Consider the following 14,776-nt stretch of genomic DNA (forward strand, 5'->3'; position numbering starts at 1 on the left):
ACGAAAGTGGGCAGTTGTAAGTAGAATTTTCATCAAGCCGTCAGTGTCTGAATTTCAGTCACCCAACAACAAGGATTACGGCTATGAAATTCGCGAAGATTTCCCAGAAGCTTGCCCTGTGGGCCGGCAGTCCCAAGACGTTCATGGGGGCGTTGATCCTGATTGGGTTGTGGGGAATGAGTGGGCCGATTTTCGGTTACAACGACACCTGGCAACTGATCATCAATACCTCGACGACGATCATCACGTTCCTGATGGTGTTCCTGATCCAGAACACCCAGAACCGCGACACCGACATTCTGCATTTGAAACTTGATGAGTTGCTGCGGGTAAACAAGGAAGCACAAAACGCGATGTTGGGGCTCGAAGCGCTGGATCTGAAGCAGTTGGAAGCGCTCCGCAAGCACTACCGCAGTTTGGGTGAGGGAGAGGTTTTCAATCTTGAGGGGTTGGGCGACAAGGGTAAGACGAAGCAGGATTTGAATGAGTGCTGATGCAAAAATCTAAAGATCGCAGCCTGCGGCAGCTCCTACACAAATCCTCTGTAGGAGCTGCCGCAGGCTGCGATCTTTTAATCTTTTGATCTTTTGATCTTTTGATCTTTTGATCTTTTGATCTTTTGATCTTTTGTTCAGGTCAGCGGCTAGCCTGCAGCGACCGAGCCATCTGCAGATGATTCTGCAACTTAGGCAAGGTCTCATCGGCGAAGGCCTTGATCTCAGGCACGGTGGTGGTTTGCGCCTCCTGCTGAATCTGCTGGATTGCCTCTTCAGTGGCTTTCACCTGACTGGCGGCGTACGCCTGATCGAAGGTTGCGCCATCTTTCACTTCAGGAATCAATTCTTTGGCCTTGTCGGCCATTTCTTCACGCGGCGCGACGGGCAGGTCGAGTTTTTTCGCAATCTTCGCCAGATGTTGATTGGCCGTGGTGCGGTCGTTGATGACGACGATGGTGAAATCCTTGACCTCTTTGGATTCGGTCTTCTGATGCGCCAGACGGCTGGCTTCGATGTCGGCCATGCCTTTGGCGGAAGCATCGTTGATGAATTCGGCAGGCGACTGGGCAAAAGCACTGCTGGTGAACAATCCCAACAGTGTGAAAAAACTTAAACGTCGTAACTGGGTGGCCATCCGGCTCATGGTCGCGCCCTCCTTCTTGCTGAATTCAAGCGGGAGCTTGCGCCCCCGCCTCTCAATCAAAACTACCTTCACCGACTACTTCGATTTCTGAGCAGGTTTGCGGCCCGTTTCTGTTTTCGCAGGCTCTTTATCGACCGTCGTTGTGGTGGTTTTCCCACCTTTGCGACCAGCTTCAGAAGCCTTCGTTCGATCGTTGGCGAAGTTTCCCGAGTTCGAGTTTCTTGAATTAGGCATGATTCTCTACCTCTTGGTATTGATCGTAGCGAGCAGGTGCCCGCCTAGATTGAGAATTTTCTTACCGACAAAGGTTTAGAAAAATTGCCATCGCTGCGACGAACGGTGAACCCCGCGCTGCATAGATCAAGCCTTGTTCGGCATCAATCCCGGCAACGCATGCAGCAGGGCATTGATGGCGAAACCGATGAACATTACGCCGCACAACCGAGTGATGAGCAGTTCGTGACGCTGGTACACCGTGCGCACTCGCTGCGCGCCAACCACGCCTATCAGAATCGCGTAGGCGAGCAGTCCACCAAGGAAACTCAGGGCGATCAGCGCTGGCAACATCGACCAGTTGAGCAGCTCGGCGCGGCTCGACAGCAGCGCGGTAAACGTCGCCACGGCTACTGGATAGGCCTTGGGATTGGTCAGGCCGAACAGAATGCCGTGCCAGAACGGATTGCGCGCCGCGCCCTGCGGTTGATCATCGCTGCGCCGTTGCGCACGCACTGCACGCCAACCGAGCCAGAACAGGTACAAGCCACTCAGTACGCCAAGCACATCAAACGCGGTGCTGCCGATTTCCCGTGCACCGACAATCGCGATCAGCGCGGTGCTGCACCAGACCACATCGCCCAGCAGATGCCCGCAGAGAAACCCCGCGCCGGCACGCCGCCCATGCGCCGCGCCAATGCCGAACACCGCCAGCACGCCCGGCCCGGGCGTGATGCCGTAAATGAAACCCGAGGCCAGCACGGCCATTAGCAACGATGGAGTCATGGGTAACCTGCAAACGCGAGAATACGTGGCGGCCAGTCTATATCAGCGAAAACAGTCTGATCACGACGCGTCGTAAAAACGCATGCCGTCATACGGTTTTTGCCGACACGCCGCCAGCCGCGAAGCGAGATCGCCGACGTGGGCTTCGAGCTGATGGCCGTCAGGATCGAGAAAGTAGAAGGAAGCACCTTCGCTGCGGTTATCCCGCCATTCCTGAACATTTTCCGCTTTTAGCCTCCGTACCAAAACCGGGAAATTCGCCGCGCTGAGGCTGAAGGCGTAATGGGTGTAATCGGCGCACGCTTGGGCATTGCGCTTCGCATCAAGCGAAAGGCACAACCACAACCCCGGCAGCGACAGATATGCGCCGGTGTCCCACGTCGCCTCGACCCGCAACTGCAGCACATCGCGGTAAAACGCCAGGCTGCGATTGAGATCGCTGACGGCGAGGGTCAGGTGGTTGAGTCCGGTGAGCATTGGTTCAGTAACCTCTGAGATCTTCAGGGACGCCGTATTGCTGGCCGTCGTAGGTCAACGTGATCTGGGTTTTCTTCAGGTGAGTGGTTTTGGAAACGCACTCGTTGCCCGACTTGGCGTCGTTCATTTTGCTGGCGCTGGTGGTGATGATCAAATCGGCGAAACCGTGGTGACTCGATGGACCGATCTCGACAGTCCTGCGGACCTGATTGGTATAGCCCTCGCAATCGCTCATGAATTCGCCGTTGTTTTTGTAGACCACCAAACCTTCCAGAACCGGGCGCAGGTTGTTGCCTTCGCGGACGTACAACGCCAGATCGGTTTTTTCGTAGGGAATGGCATGGGAGCTGTGCACGAACTTTGAGCGCAGACCAAACGCGCGAACATTCGGCGCCAGTCGGTAGCGACCGGTGTCAATGCGCAGGTCATCGAAGCGCACGGCATCGGAGTTGTAAGCGCCGGGTTTGCGGTAAGTGGCGATGGGGTTTGCATTGCTGGCATTGACGATCGACAGGTCCAGATCGAACACCCCGGCATCGTCGCCGCCAGCGTCAGCCAGGTACGTGGACTTGACCGCGATCGCCTGCGTCGGAAAGGCCGGCCAGACGATGCAGCGTGACATCGATTGACCGTCGAAGGCCTTGGTGGTGCAGGCGGCCTGGGCTTGGGCGGTGATGGCCAGAATACCGAGGGCGATAAGGAGTCTGGTGAGGGTGAGCATGGTTCTTCCTTGATAAGAGTCGTGTGTGGCGGGTCAATCAAAGACCCTTGAAACCTGGCGGCAGGACGTAAGTCTTTCCGTCGTAATGCAATGTTGTCAAAACCGGTTTGCGTACAGTCGTCTTGTCTTCACAAGCGTCGCCTTCAACCATACTTGTCGTGCTTTTTTCCTGGGTTTTGACGATTAAATCTGCATAGCCGTTGGAGCTCGTTTTAGCGATATCTACGGTTCTTGAAATTTCAAAACGCTGTCCAGCGCAGTTGTCATCCCACTCGCCACCATACTCATAAACCACCAACTGACGCAGGACAGGACGCAACGTCTCGCCCTCCTTCACGTAGAGCGACAGTTGATGTTCCTCCACGGGATTGAGACGAGAGCCGTTAGCGAGCTTTGCGCGGACACCAAAGGCTCGAAGTTCGGGAGCGAGTTTGTAGCGCGCCGTGTCGAGCGTCAGATCCTTCAAGTGGACGCCATCCATTACGAAAGCGGCGGCCTGGTGATAAGTCGCCACCGGAGTCGGTTGGCCATCCTGCAACACGGACACGTCCAGATCGTGGGTACCTAGCGCCTCGGTAGTGCCGGGCTCAAACCGCGTCGAGGCGCTGATGGTCAGCCCCGGGTAGGCCGGCCAATCCTTGCAGGCAGAGACATCCTCCCCCGCAACCGCTGGCGGCGTGCAAGCCGCAAACACCTGCCCCGCCATCAACCACCCGCCCAACACCACACACCCGATCAATCCAGACTTCACTGTCACTTCCCGCTCCTTGATATCGTTTCAGCCGCGCACTATCCCCTCCTCAATCCTGCGATTCAACCAATTCAACGCCTGATCGCCGCCCCGGCGCTTATGCCACGCCAGCACAAACGTGAATGGCGGAATCTCGAATGGCGGCGGCACGACGACAAGTTCGCGCTGGTCAATATCCCGCAGCCCCCGCGACGACACTGTGAGAATCAGATCCGTGCCGCTGATGAACTGTGGCGCGACGTTCCAGTGCGGCAGGCTGATGGCTACGCGACGGCGTTCACGCAGTGACGTTAACGCGCGTTCGATTTCCGGCGTGCCGCTGCCACGCATTTCCAGCAATACATGCGGGCGGGACAGGTAGGTCGGCAGATCCAGAACGCCGTCGGCAGGCAAGCTGGCGCGATCCAGCAGGCACACGTAGCGCTCTTCAAACAGTAGCGTGCTGCGCAATTCGTTGGGCATTTCCGGGAACACGCCGGCGGCCACGTCGATATCGCCGTTGAGTACCCCTTCCAGCATGCCTTCGCGACTGGCGTGGCTGATTTGCAAGTCGATGCCCGGCGCTTCGCGGCGCAGGGTGCGGATCAGCGTGGGCAGGATTATCGCCGCCCCGTAGTCGGACATCGCCACGCGAAAGGTGCGGTGCGCACTCGCCGGATCAAAGGTATTGGGAGCCAGCAGCGACTGCACCTGGGCCAGCGCTTCGGCCAATGGCGCGATCAGTTCCAGGGCCCGCGCGGTGGGCACAAGGCCAGAGCCTGCGCGCACCAGCAATGGGTCACCAAGCAAGTCACGCAACCGCGCCAGCGCATGGCTGACCGCCGGTTGGCTGAGGTGCAGGCGCTCGGCGGCGCGGGTGACGTGTTGCTCGCTGAGCAAGGCGTCGAGGATCACCAAAAGATTGAGGTCAATACGACGAAGATCATTCATCTGATGCATGTTCTGGATGACAAAACGGAATTTAAATCTGCGCGGCGAATAGCCTAGAGTCCAGCAAAACCTGTTGGAGGATGATCATGAGTACGTTGCAGTGGGCCGGTTTGCTCGCCTTGGCCGCTTTCGCCGGCGCAGTGGTGCCGTTTCAAAGTGCGATCAATAGCAATCTGGCGCGAGGGCTGGGACATCCGTTGTGGGCAACATTGGCCTCGCTGCTGGTGAGTGTGTTGGTGCTGTTGTCGGTGATTCTGGCGTTGCGCTTGCCGTTGCCGTCAGTGGCGTTCATCAGCAAGGCGCCCTTGTGGATATGGGCCGGTGGCGCGTTCGGCGTGTGCTTTGTGGCGCTGGCGGTGATGCTTTTGCCCAGACTCGGTGCGTCGGGATTTGTCGCGCTGGCGTTGGCCGGACAGGTCATTGCCTCGATGGTGCTGGATCACTTCGGGCTGTTTGGGTTGGTGGAAAAACAGCTGACAATGCCGCGAGTATTTGGCGCGGTGCTGCTGATTGCGGGGGTGGTATTGATTCAGTTGGGGGATTCGACAGTGAGGGTTTTGTCACCGCAGTAAAGCAAAAGATCGCAGCCTTCGGCAGCTCCTACATGGGACCGGTGTAGGAGCTGCCGAAGGCTGCGATCTGTTGATCTTCGCCCGAACTCAAAATGCGTTGCGGAAAATCTCCTCGATCTGCCGCTGATCCGCCGCGCGTGGATTGGTCAGCCCGCAAGCGTCTTTCAAAGCGTTGGTGGCGAGGATCGGAATGTCGGAAAGTTTCGCACCCAGATCCCGCAAGCCGCCGGGAATTTCGACGTCTCTGGCCAGGCAACGGATCGCAGTAATCGCCGCCTGCGCGCCCTCTTCCGGGCTCAAACCGTGAACATCGGCACCCATGGCGTGGGCGACATCGGTGAGCCGGTCGGCACACACCAGCGCATTGAACGTCTGCACATGCGGAAGCAGCACAGCGTTGCAGACACCATGAGGCAAGTCGTAGTAACCGCCCAACTGGTGCGCCATCGCGTGCACGTAGCCCAGCGAGGCATTGTTGAACGCCATGCCGGCGAGGAACTGCGCGTAGGCCATGTTCTCCCGTGCGGCGAGATCGCTGCCGTCGCGCACGGCCAGGCGCAGGTTGTTGCTGATCAGGGTCATGGCCTTCAGCGCGCAGGTATCAGTGATCGGGTTGGCGGCGGTCGAGACGTAGGCTTCGATCGCGTGGGTCAGGGCATCCATGCCGGTGGCGGCGGTCAGGCTTTTCGGCATCGCGACCATCAGCGCCGGATCGTTGACCGACAACAGCGGCGTGACGTTGCGGTCGACGATGGCCATTTTCACGTGACGCGATTCGTCGGTGATGATGCAGAAACGGGTCATCTCGCTGGCGGTGCCGGCGGTGGTGTTGATGGCGATCAGCGGCAGTTGCGGCTTGCTCGATTGATCAACGCCTTCGTAATCGCGAATCTGCCCGCCATTGGTCGCACACAGCGCGATACCCTTGGCGCAGTCGTGGGGCGACCCGCCGCCCAGCGACACCACGAAATCACAGTGACTTTCCTTGAGCAGGCCCAGACCGCACTCGACATTGGCGATGCTCGGGTTCGGTTTGGCACCGTCGAAAATCACTGAATCGATGTCCTGCATCGCCAGTTTCTCGGCCACCATGGCCGCCACGCCAGCCTTGGCCAGCCCCACATCGGTGACGATCAGCGCCTTGCGAAAACCGTAGTTGCGGATCGCGACCATGGCTTCGTCGAGGCATCCATTGCCCATGATGTTGACCGCCGGAATGAAGAAGGTGCTGCTCATCGTGTTTCTCCTGACTGGGCCGAATCGACAACTGCGATCCGACGGATACACACAGGATCGACCGATCGGTCACGGCGTATGTTGATCTGGCTCAATGTCCGCTCGTGATAAAGTCGCCGTCCATCAGCCCCTATGTTTTGAGATGTGCCAAGTAATGAGCGATTTTCTGGATGTCGACGCCACCCTCGAAGACTGGAACACCCTGCGCGCCGCAACCGACTTCAACGGTTTGCTGGTGGGCAACGGCGCCAGCCGGGCCGTTTGGGACGACTTCGGTTACGACTCGCTGTTCGAAAACGCCCGCACCGTGGAAGAAAAGCCCATGAGCGCGTCGGAGCTGGCGGTGTTCGACGCCATGCAGACGCACAGCTTCGAGCAGGTCCTCAGCGCACTGAAAACCACCAGCCGGGTGAACAAGGCGTTGGCCGTCAGCTCGGCCGCACCGCGTAACCGCTACTACGCGATCAAGGAAGCGCTGATCAACACCGTGCACGCCATTCACATTCCGTGGCGGCTGGTTCAAACCTCAACGCTGACCACGCTGAATGAAGAACTGGCGCGCTATCGCACGGTGTTCACCACCAATTACGATTTGCTCAACTATTGGGCGATCCAGCATCGCAGCGAGGCCATCGACGATCTGTTCAATGGCGCCAACGCGAGTTTCGATATCAGCGAAACCGCTACGTCCAAACCGCGTGTGCTGTACCTGCACGGCGGCCTGCATCTGGTACGCAATCAGGATGGCACCGCGCGCAAACTGACCTCGACCGAGGGCACCCTGCTCGGCAGCTTTGCGATCAACAACACGATCAAGACGCTGGATGACGTGCCGCTGTTCGTCACCGAAGGACCGAGCGCCGACAAGCTCAAGACCATTCGCAGCTCGGATTATCTGTCGTTCTGCTACGAGCAGTTACTGGGCCACAGCGACAGCCTGTGCATCTTCGGCCATGCCTTGGGCGAGCAGGACAACCACATCGTGCGGGCATTGCGCCTGGCGAAGCCTGCGGTTGTGGCGATCTCGATTTATCCGCGCAGCGCGGCGTTCATTCAGCATCAGAAGCGCCACTACGCGAAGGTGTTTGAGGGGACGGGGGCGCAGTTGCGGTTTTTCGATGCGAAGACGCATGCGCTGGGCAGTCCGAAGTTGTCGGTGCCGGTCGAGGTTTGAAGCAAGATCAAAAGATCGCAGCCTGCGGCAGCTCCTACATTGATCTGTTTAGGAGCTGCCGCAGGCTGCGATCTTTTGATTTTCGGTTCATTCTTCTGAGCTGTGCACCACCACCAGCAACTGCGCCTGCACCTCGCCTACCGAGCGAATCCGATGCGGTTTCTGCGCATTGAAGTGCAACGCATCCCCGCGTTCCAGCAGCACTCGTTCGTTCATGAAATCCACTTCAACCTGCCCTTCGTGGACGAACAGAAACTCTTCGCCCAAATGCTCTTTGAAGGTCTTGTCGGTGAACTCGCTCGGCGGGTAGATGATGAACGGCAGCAGGTTGCGCTCGCTGACCTGATGCGCCAGCACCGCATAACCCGGGCTCTGATCATTGGCCGCCAGTGACTGGCGCTCGTGGCTGCGTACCAGGCTGTAGTTGTCGAGGCTGACGTTGTCTTCGGAGAACAATTCCTCGACTTTCACATTCAGCGCCTTGGCCAGTTTCAACGCGGCAGCAATCGACGGGGTGTTCAGCCCGCGCTCGACTTTCGACAGATAACTCTTGGTCATGCCGGATTTTTCGGCCAGCGCCTCAAGGGTTACGCCAAGTTTTTTTCTCAATAATTTCAAACGGATAGACATGCGCTGCGGTAATTCCATCAAGGAAGCGACGATTTGTGCTTGCATATGACACTTTGTGTCATATAGCCTCTTTCGTGTCATTTGCAATCACCCAAAGGACACAGGCATGGCCAAGACATTAGCACTACCCAAAGAGCAACTGGTCAAGCAAGCGCTGACCCAGATGCAAAACACCCTGGCGGATAATACGTGGACAGACCGGCAAAAGCTGGCCCTGACCTGCCGGATCCTGTTTGAAAGCGGTCACGACTCCGGCCTGGCCGGGCAAATCACCGCCCGTGGCCCGCAGCCGGGCACCTATTACACTCAACAACTGGGCCTGGGTTTCGACGAAATCACCGCGAGCAACCTACTGCTGGTCAACGAAGACCTGGAAGTCCTTGAAGGCCACGGCATGGCCAACCCGGCCAACCGTTTTCACAGCTGGGTTTATCGCGCCCGGCCCGATGTGAACTGCATCATCCACACCCACCCGACGCACGTTGCCGCGCTGTCGATGCTGGAAGTACCGCTTGAGATTTCGCACATGGACCTGTGCCCGCTGTACGACGACTGCGCGTTTCTTGAAGGCTGGCCAGGTGTGCCGGTGGGCAATGAAGAAGGCGAACTGATTGCCGGCGCACTGGGCGACAAACGCGCGATCCTGCTTTCGCACCATGGTCAGCTGTCGAGCGGGAGCACGATTGAAGAAGCGTGTGTCATCGCGCAACTGATCGAACGCGCGGCAAAGCTGCAACTGCTGGCGATGGCGGCCGGGACGATCAAACCGATCACTCCGGCGCTGGGTCGCGAGGCGCATGACTGGGTGTCGAAACCCAAGCGCCACGCCGCCGCTTTCAACTATTACGCCCGGCAGAACCTGCGCCAACACGCCGATTGCCTGAACTGAAACCTTTTTACGGAGACACCCCCATGTCCAATATTCACGGCATCATCGGCTACACCATCACCCCGTTCGGCGCCAACGGCGAAGGGCTGGATTTGCCGGCGCTGGGTCAATCGATCGATCGCTTGATCGACAGTGGCGTCCACGCCATCGCCCCGCTGGGCAGCACCGGCGAAGGCGCTTACCTGAGCGATGCCGAGTGGGATCAGGTTGCCGAGTTCAGCATCAAACACGTGGCCAAACGCGTGCCGACCATCGTCAGCGTGTCCGACCTGACCACCGCCAAAGCTGTGCGTCGGGCGCGTTTTGCCGAGGCTCACGGCGCCGATGTGGTGATGGTGCTGCCGACGTCGTACTGGAAGCTCACTGAAGCGGAAATCCTCGCGCACTACCGCGCCATTGGCGACAGCATCGGCGTGCCGATCATGCTCTACAACAACCCGGCCACCAGCGGCACCGACATGTCGGTCGACTTGATTCTGCGCATCGTCAATGCCGTGGAAAACGTGACCATGGTCAAGGAGAGCACCGGCGACATCCAGCGCATGCATAAGCTGCAATTGCTCGGCGAGGGTCAGGTGCCGTTCTACAACGGCTGCAACCCGCTGGCGCTGGAAGCCTTCGCCGCCGGGGCGAAAGGCTGGTGCACAGCGGCGCCGAACCTGATTCCGCAGTTGAACCTGGACTTGTACGCGGCTGCACTGGCGGGTGATCTGGAAAAGGCGCGGGCGCTGTTCTATCGCCAGTTGCCACTGCTGGACTTCATTCTCAAAGGTGGTTTGCCAGCGACGATCAAGGCCGGACTGCGTCAGACAGGGCTTGAGGTGGGCGATCCGCGCTTGCCGGTATTTCCACTGAGTGACACCGCAAGGACTCAACTCAACGGCTTGCTCCACGTTTTGCGCTAAATAAAAATCCCGCCAGGATCACTCCGGGCGGGATTTTTCATGGTCGCGGGTTACAAACTGGCGGCGTGTTTCATCGCTTCGCGCTGGAAGGGCTGATCCTTGAGGATCTGCGCGATAAACGTGTCAGTGACCAATTGCAGGTGTTCGAACTGCCCGCCCGAGGCATTGAAGACACCGCGCCAGGATTCACTGTGGTTGTGCACGGTGTACACACCCAGAATTTCCTTGCCGTGGCTGAGACTGAAAACCACCGTGCTGTCCCAGCTCACCGGCACCGGAACCAGAAACATCGTAAAGGCACTCAGCAACATCTGCGGCTGCATCCCGCCGACATCACTATTGGCGATCACCAGCAGGTTGTAGCCATCCACGCTGCGACCGGCCTTGACCTCGTCAAAGGTGCCGCGCCGACGCAGATCGTCGCGCAACATCCAGCTCGGCATGCCGACGACTTCGACGTTGATTCCCGGCAGTTGCTGGTTGTAGTCAACTTCGGGAGTCTTGAGGCTATGGGTTACCTGGCAGCCGCCGAGCAACAGGAGCAATCCCAGAAACAGAAGCTTGATGCGCATTAGAGTTTCCCTGACAGCATTGCTTTATAGACCGAGGCACTGGTGCCGTTCTCTTCGCGAATGAACGGCGTGGCCGTGTACAGATTAGGCATATCCAGACGTTGCAGACCCGGCACTTGCGGGTACTTGGCGCGAACAAGCGCCGCGTCGCGCTCCAGATGATCGCTGTGCAGGAACAGGCACGACGTACTTCGGCCGATCAGGCAGCCGGCGCGAAAGTCGCCGATGTAATAAGCCTTGCCAGCCTCCAGTTGCAGACCGACGGTGAAGTCTTCACGGCTCCAGCTCACCGACTGGCCCTGATCGAAGCGCACGTTGTAAATCTCGTAGCGTCCGGGTTTGAGCGGCATGACAAACAACGTGCCGATGCCGTGACCGGTCTCGCGCACGTCCCGCGCGGTACGAGCGTAAAACTCGTTGTGAAGGCGCGCGGTGGCGAAGTCATCGCTGCCGCGTTTGCGGATCATCAGCATTTGTTCATGAGCGCCGTATTTCGCCTCAGGCCAGATGCCGACCACGCCCACTACATAGGCCACGCCGGAATCGGCGGTCGGGCTCAGTTCATCGTCAATATGGGTCGGGGACATGCTGTAGCAGCCGCTCAGGCAGAGCAGCGCTGTCAAGACAGCGAGTAAACGGATCATCGAAGAACAAACTCTCGCGTAAAAATTCAGAAGTCCACGAAAGAGTCAGTAACGCCGCCCTCCATGGATGGGTCACGGAGAATAAACGAGATAGTGGCACATTGCCAGAAATCAGTCGCCATTGCTTTGACGACTGAAACCAACGCTGTTCAGAGGACTGGCAGGGTCTTGTCCTTGATGGTTTTCGTCGGGCCGTTGGCCTTGACGCTGGCGATGCCTTTGTCACACGCCGCATCCGAGGAGTAGGCCTCGCTGCTGCCGATCACCTGATGATTGGCAGCTTTGAGATTGAAGTACGGATGACCATCCTTGGTGGACTTTTTCTCATAGCGCTCATCCAGCGGGCTGTTGGTCTGCACGGACGCAATGCCGCTGTCGGCTGCCGCGCGGGTGGTGTAGAGCTCGCTGGTGAGAATGGTTTCGGCGTTGGCTGCTTTCAGCACAAACCTGAACTGGCCGTTGCTGCTTTTACTCACTTCGTACCATCCGGACATGCTCGTTTCTCCTTGGCGGTTGAGAGGTTTCGCGCTTCAGAGTAAAGACCAACCTCAGACTTCTGTCGCCTGTACTGACGCCATCGCTGGCAAGCCAGCTCCCACAGAGTCCGGGTCGTTCACAAAACCTTTGTACAGCACACAGAACCTGTGGGAGCTGGCTTGCCAGCGATAGCAGCGACTCGGTATGAGTTATTTCACCACCGCCCGCACCACCGACAATTCGGGAGCAGCCACCCGCCGCTGACTCAGATACCGCGTACAACTCACCCGCAAGAACGAAGCAAAATTGACCACCTCGCCGCGGTAATCCATCACCTCTTCATACAGCTTGGCGATCAGTTGATTGGTGGTCATGCCGTCGATCTCGGCGATTTCGCCGAGGATGTCCCAGAACTGATTCTCCAGACGCAACGTCGTCACCACCCCGCAAATACGCAGCGAGCGAGAGCGCGATTCATAGAGGATCGGGTCGGCCTTGACGTAGAGCTCGCACATGGACGAAACCTCGTTACAGGGTGATTTGGGTGCCCAGCAAACCGAGGAAACCGGCCAGCCAGTTCGGATGCGCCGGCCACGCCGGAGCAGTCGCCAGATTGCCTTGCACGTGGCCGTCGGTCACTGGAATGTCGATGTACGTACCGCCCGCCAGTCGGACCTCAGGCGCGCAAGCCGGATAGGCGCTGCACTCGCGCCCCTCAAGAATGCCCGCCGCTGCCAGCAACTGCGCGCCATGGCAGACCGCTGCAATCGGTTTGCCGGACTTGTCGAAGGCACGCACCAGATCGAGGACTTTTTCGTTCAGACGCAGGTATTCCGGGGCACGACCGCCGGGGATCACCAGCGCGTCGTAATCGGCCTCGCTGGCCTTGGCGAAATCGAAATTCAGCGCGAACAGGTGACCGGGTTTTTCGCTGTAGGTCTGGTCGCCTTCGAAGTCATGGATCGCGGTGCGCACGGTCTGGCCAGCGGCTTTATCCGGGCAGACCGCGTGGACAGTGTGCCCGACCATTTGCAGGGCCTGGAACGGCACCATCACTTCGTAGTCTTCGACGTAATCGCCGACCAGCATCAGGATTTTTTTTGCGGCCATGGGGAGGACTCCTCTGGGAAATGCTTGGGAGTATTGAAGGTAGACCTTATCTGTCGGGGCGGGTAACAACCGGCTACTACGCCTGACGCGCCAGGCACTCGTACACGGACACCTGTAGGAGCTGCCGAAGGCTGCGATCTTTTGACTTTGTCTTTTAAAAACAAGATCAAAAGATCGCAGCGTGCCGCAGCTCCTATAGGGATGCAGGTCGATACAGGCGTTCAGTCGTGGGTCAGGAGAGAAAGCCGTCAGCGCGCAGCAAGGTTTCCAGGCAGTGCTCGCTGATGTTGTAGAACGCCTTCAACTCCTGGATTTTCACTAACAGCTGAGCCGGGTCCACCGGCTCGGCGCGTTTCACTGCCAGAATCATCTTGTTCTTGTTGGTGTGATCCAGCGAGATGAACTCGAACACTTTGGTCTCGTAACCACAGGCTTCAAGGAACAGCGCGCGCAGGCTGTCAGTGATCATTTCCGCCTGCTGACCGAGGTGCAAACCGTATTGCAGCATCGGCTTGAGCAGCGCCGGGCTCTGGATCTGCAGGCGGATCTGTTTGTGGCAGCACGGCGAGCACATGATGATCGACGCGCCCGAACGGATGCCGGTGTGGATCGCGTAGTCAGTAGCAATGTCGCAGGCATGCAGGGCGATCATCACGTCCAGTTCGCTCGGCGCCACGCTTCGCACGTCACCGCATTTGAACTCCAGGCCCGGATGATCCAGTTTTGCCGCCGCGGCGTTGCACAGGCTGACCATTTCTTCACGCAGCTCGACGCCAGTGACTTCGCCCTCGGCCTTCAAGGTATTGCGCAGGTAGTCATGAATGGCGAACGTCAGGTAGCCCTTGCCCGAACCGAAATCCGCGACCCGCACCGGTTTGTCCAGCGCCAGCGCCAGCGGTGACGATGTCAGGGCATGGCTGAAGACTTCGATGAACTTGTTGATCTGCTTCCACTTGCGTGACATCGCCGGGATCAGCTCGTGCTGCGCGTTGGTCACGCCCAGATCCTTGAGAAACGGCCGGTTCAGGTCCAGAAACCGGTTTTTCTCGCGGTTGTGCTCGGCCGACGGCGCTTCACGCAATTGCTGAGGTTTGCTCTTGAACAGCGAACTCTTGCCCTTTTTGCTGTATTCCAGCTGTGCTTCGTCAGTCAGCGCCAGCAAATGCGCATTTTTGAACGAGGCCGGCAGTAGCGCTGCGATCGCCTGCACGCCGTCTTCGAGCGGCAGGTTCTTGGTAATGTCGCGGGTTTTGTAGCGATACACGAACGACAGGCAGGGCTGAGCCTTGACGGTCACCGGTTTGATGATGACGCGCTGCAAGTCCGCTTCTTCACCGACGTATTTGGCCAGCACCAGTTTGATGAAACCGTTCTGCTCGAGGCTGGTTTGCAGCAACTCGATGAACTGGGCGTGGTGGTCCGGCGCGGGTTTGGCAGATGGCGCGGAAGGGGTGGTAACGGACATGAACAAGCGGCCTCGGGCGGGGCGAATCGGGAATGGCGGGCATTTTAGGGGGGATGGGGGGTTGGGGACACGCTCTTATTTACC

Annotated in this window: 20 protein-coding genes; 5 read left to right on the top strand and 15 right to left on the bottom strand. The window is 58.4% G+C overall.

Annotated features, from left to right (window positions below):
- The first annotated feature begins 83 nt into the window (after nt 1-83).
- Nucleotides 84-494 carry a low affinity iron permease family protein gene (locus ICA15_RS04875; protein ID WP_150617642.1) on the top strand — a complete coding sequence of 137 codons (411 nt, stop codon included), beginning with the start codon at nt 84-86 and terminating at the stop codon, nt 492-494.
- A 142-nt stretch (nt 495-636) separates the two neighbouring features.
- Here the strand turns inward: ICA15_RS04875 and ICA15_RS04880 are convergent, their stop codons facing one another.
- From ICA15_RS04880 to ICA15_RS04910, 7 genes are all read right to left on the bottom strand, one after another.
- On the bottom strand, nt 637-1,140 hold the full coding sequence (locus ICA15_RS04880; protein WP_210553777.1) for a DUF4142 domain-containing protein: 504 nt from the start codon (nt 1,138-1,140) through the stop codon (nt 637-639).
- 75 nt (nt 1,141-1,215) lie between these two features.
- Complete coding sequence (locus ICA15_RS04885; protein ID WP_080762009.1) at nt 1,216-1,374, bottom strand: KGG domain-containing protein; 159 nt, start codon at nt 1,372-1,374, stop codon at nt 1,216-1,218.
- Between the two features lie 126 nt (nt 1,375-1,500).
- Entirely contained in the window at nt 1,501-2,139 is a 639-nt protein-coding gene (locus ICA15_RS04890) for a LysE family translocator (RefSeq protein WP_047300057.1), read from the bottom strand.
- A gap of 60 nt (nt 2,140-2,199) precedes the next feature.
- Nucleotides 2,200-2,616: a fosfomycin resistance glutathione transferase gene (gene fos, locus ICA15_RS04895; RefSeq protein WP_210553778.1), complete on the bottom strand. Its 417-nt coding sequence runs from the start codon at nt 2,614-2,616 to the stop codon at nt 2,200-2,202.
- A 4-nt stretch (nt 2,617-2,620) separates the two neighbouring features.
- Nucleotides 2,621-3,337: a hypothetical protein gene (locus ICA15_RS04900; protein ID WP_210553779.1), complete on the bottom strand. Its 717-nt coding sequence runs from the start codon at nt 3,335-3,337 to the stop codon at nt 2,621-2,623.
- A 37-nt stretch (nt 3,338-3,374) separates the two neighbouring features.
- Complete coding sequence (locus ICA15_RS04905; RefSeq protein WP_210553780.1) at nt 3,375-4,094, bottom strand: hypothetical protein; 720 nt, start codon at nt 4,092-4,094, stop codon at nt 3,375-3,377.
- 21 nt (nt 4,095-4,115) lie between these two features.
- Nucleotides 4,116-5,027 carry a LysR substrate-binding domain-containing protein gene (locus ICA15_RS04910; RefSeq protein WP_210553781.1) on the bottom strand — a complete coding sequence of 304 codons (912 nt, stop codon included), beginning with the start codon at nt 5,025-5,027 and terminating at the stop codon, nt 4,116-4,118.
- A 77-nt stretch (nt 5,028-5,104) separates the two neighbouring features.
- Between ICA15_RS04910 and ICA15_RS04915 the strand changes: the two genes are divergently transcribed.
- Nucleotides 5,105-5,590 (top strand): DMT family transporter, encoded by a 486-nt coding sequence (locus ICA15_RS04915; RefSeq protein WP_210553782.1) that lies wholly within the window; start codon nt 5,105-5,107, stop codon nt 5,588-5,590.
- 87 nt (nt 5,591-5,677) lie between these two features.
- On the opposite strand, the gene yiaY is transcribed toward ICA15_RS04915, so the two are convergent.
- The gene (gene yiaY / locus ICA15_RS04920; protein ID WP_210553783.1) at nt 5,678-6,826 is read right to left on the bottom strand and encodes an L-threonine dehydrogenase; all 1,149 of its coding nucleotides are present in this window, start codon (nt 6,824-6,826) and stop codon (nt 5,678-5,680) included.
- A 154-nt stretch (nt 6,827-6,980) separates the two neighbouring features.
- Here yiaY and ICA15_RS04925 point away from each other — a divergent pair, with 154 nt between their 5' ends.
- The gene (locus tag ICA15_RS04925) at nt 6,981-8,000 is read left to right on the top strand and encodes a DUF4917 family protein (RefSeq protein WP_210553784.1); all 1,020 of its coding nucleotides are present in this window, start codon (nt 6,981-6,983) and stop codon (nt 7,998-8,000) included.
- Nucleotides 8,001-8,087: 87 nt separating this feature from the next.
- Here the strand turns inward: ICA15_RS04925 and ICA15_RS04930 are convergent, their stop codons facing one another.
- Complete coding sequence (locus tag ICA15_RS04930; RefSeq protein WP_150603081.1) at nt 8,088-8,630, bottom strand: helix-turn-helix domain-containing protein; 543 nt, start codon at nt 8,628-8,630, stop codon at nt 8,088-8,090.
- 106 nt (nt 8,631-8,736) lie between these two features.
- On the opposite strand from ICA15_RS04930, the gene ICA15_RS04935 reads away from it, so the two are divergent.
- Both ICA15_RS04935 and ICA15_RS04940 read left to right on the top strand, forming a co-directional pair.
- Entirely contained in the window at nt 8,737-9,519 is a 783-nt protein-coding gene (locus ICA15_RS04935; RefSeq protein ID WP_210553785.1) for an aldolase, read from the top strand.
- A gap of 23 nt (nt 9,520-9,542) precedes the next feature.
- On the top strand, nt 9,543-10,424 hold the full coding sequence (locus tag ICA15_RS04940) for a dihydrodipicolinate synthase family protein (RefSeq protein ID WP_210553786.1): 882 nt from the start codon (nt 9,543-9,545) through the stop codon (nt 10,422-10,424).
- Between the two features lie 50 nt (nt 10,425-10,474).
- Here the strand turns inward: ICA15_RS04940 and ICA15_RS04945 are convergent, their stop codons facing one another.
- The 6 genes from ICA15_RS04945 to ICA15_RS04970 form a co-directional block, all read right to left on the bottom strand.
- Nucleotides 10,475-10,996 (bottom strand): hypothetical protein, encoded by a 522-nt coding sequence (locus tag ICA15_RS04945; RefSeq protein WP_150603084.1) that lies wholly within the window; start codon nt 10,994-10,996, stop codon nt 10,475-10,477.
- On the bottom strand, nt 10,996-11,640 hold the full coding sequence (locus ICA15_RS04950) for a hypothetical protein (RefSeq protein ID WP_210553787.1): 645 nt from the start codon (nt 11,638-11,640) through the stop codon (nt 10,996-10,998). The genes ICA15_RS04945 and ICA15_RS04950 overlap by 1 nt, the downstream gene beginning before the upstream one ends.
- Before the next feature lie 149 nt (nt 11,641-11,789).
- Complete coding sequence (locus ICA15_RS04955; RefSeq protein WP_150603086.1) at nt 11,790-12,134, bottom strand: YegP family protein; 345 nt, start codon at nt 12,132-12,134, stop codon at nt 11,790-11,792.
- Nucleotides 12,135-12,326: 192 nt separating this feature from the next.
- Nucleotides 12,327-12,632, bottom strand: a complete 306-nt coding sequence (locus ICA15_RS04960; RefSeq protein WP_150603087.1) for a ribbon-helix-helix domain-containing protein — start codon at nt 12,630-12,632, stop codon at nt 12,327-12,329.
- A 13-nt stretch (nt 12,633-12,645) separates the two neighbouring features.
- Nucleotides 12,646-13,227: a DJ-1/PfpI family protein gene (locus ICA15_RS04965; protein WP_150617634.1), complete on the bottom strand. Its 582-nt coding sequence runs from the start codon at nt 13,225-13,227 to the stop codon at nt 12,646-12,648.
- 232 nt (nt 13,228-13,459) lie between these two features.
- Nucleotides 13,460-14,692 (bottom strand): class I SAM-dependent methyltransferase, encoded by a 1,233-nt coding sequence (locus ICA15_RS04970; RefSeq protein WP_210553788.1) that lies wholly within the window; start codon nt 14,690-14,692, stop codon nt 13,460-13,462.
- Between the last annotated feature and the right edge of the window lie 84 nt (nt 14,693-14,776).

It is taken from the genome of Pseudomonas sp. P116, from assembly GCF_020149425.1.
GTDB lineage: Bacteria > Pseudomonadota > Gammaproteobacteria > Pseudomonadales > Pseudomonadaceae > Aquipseudomonas > Aquipseudomonas anatoliensis.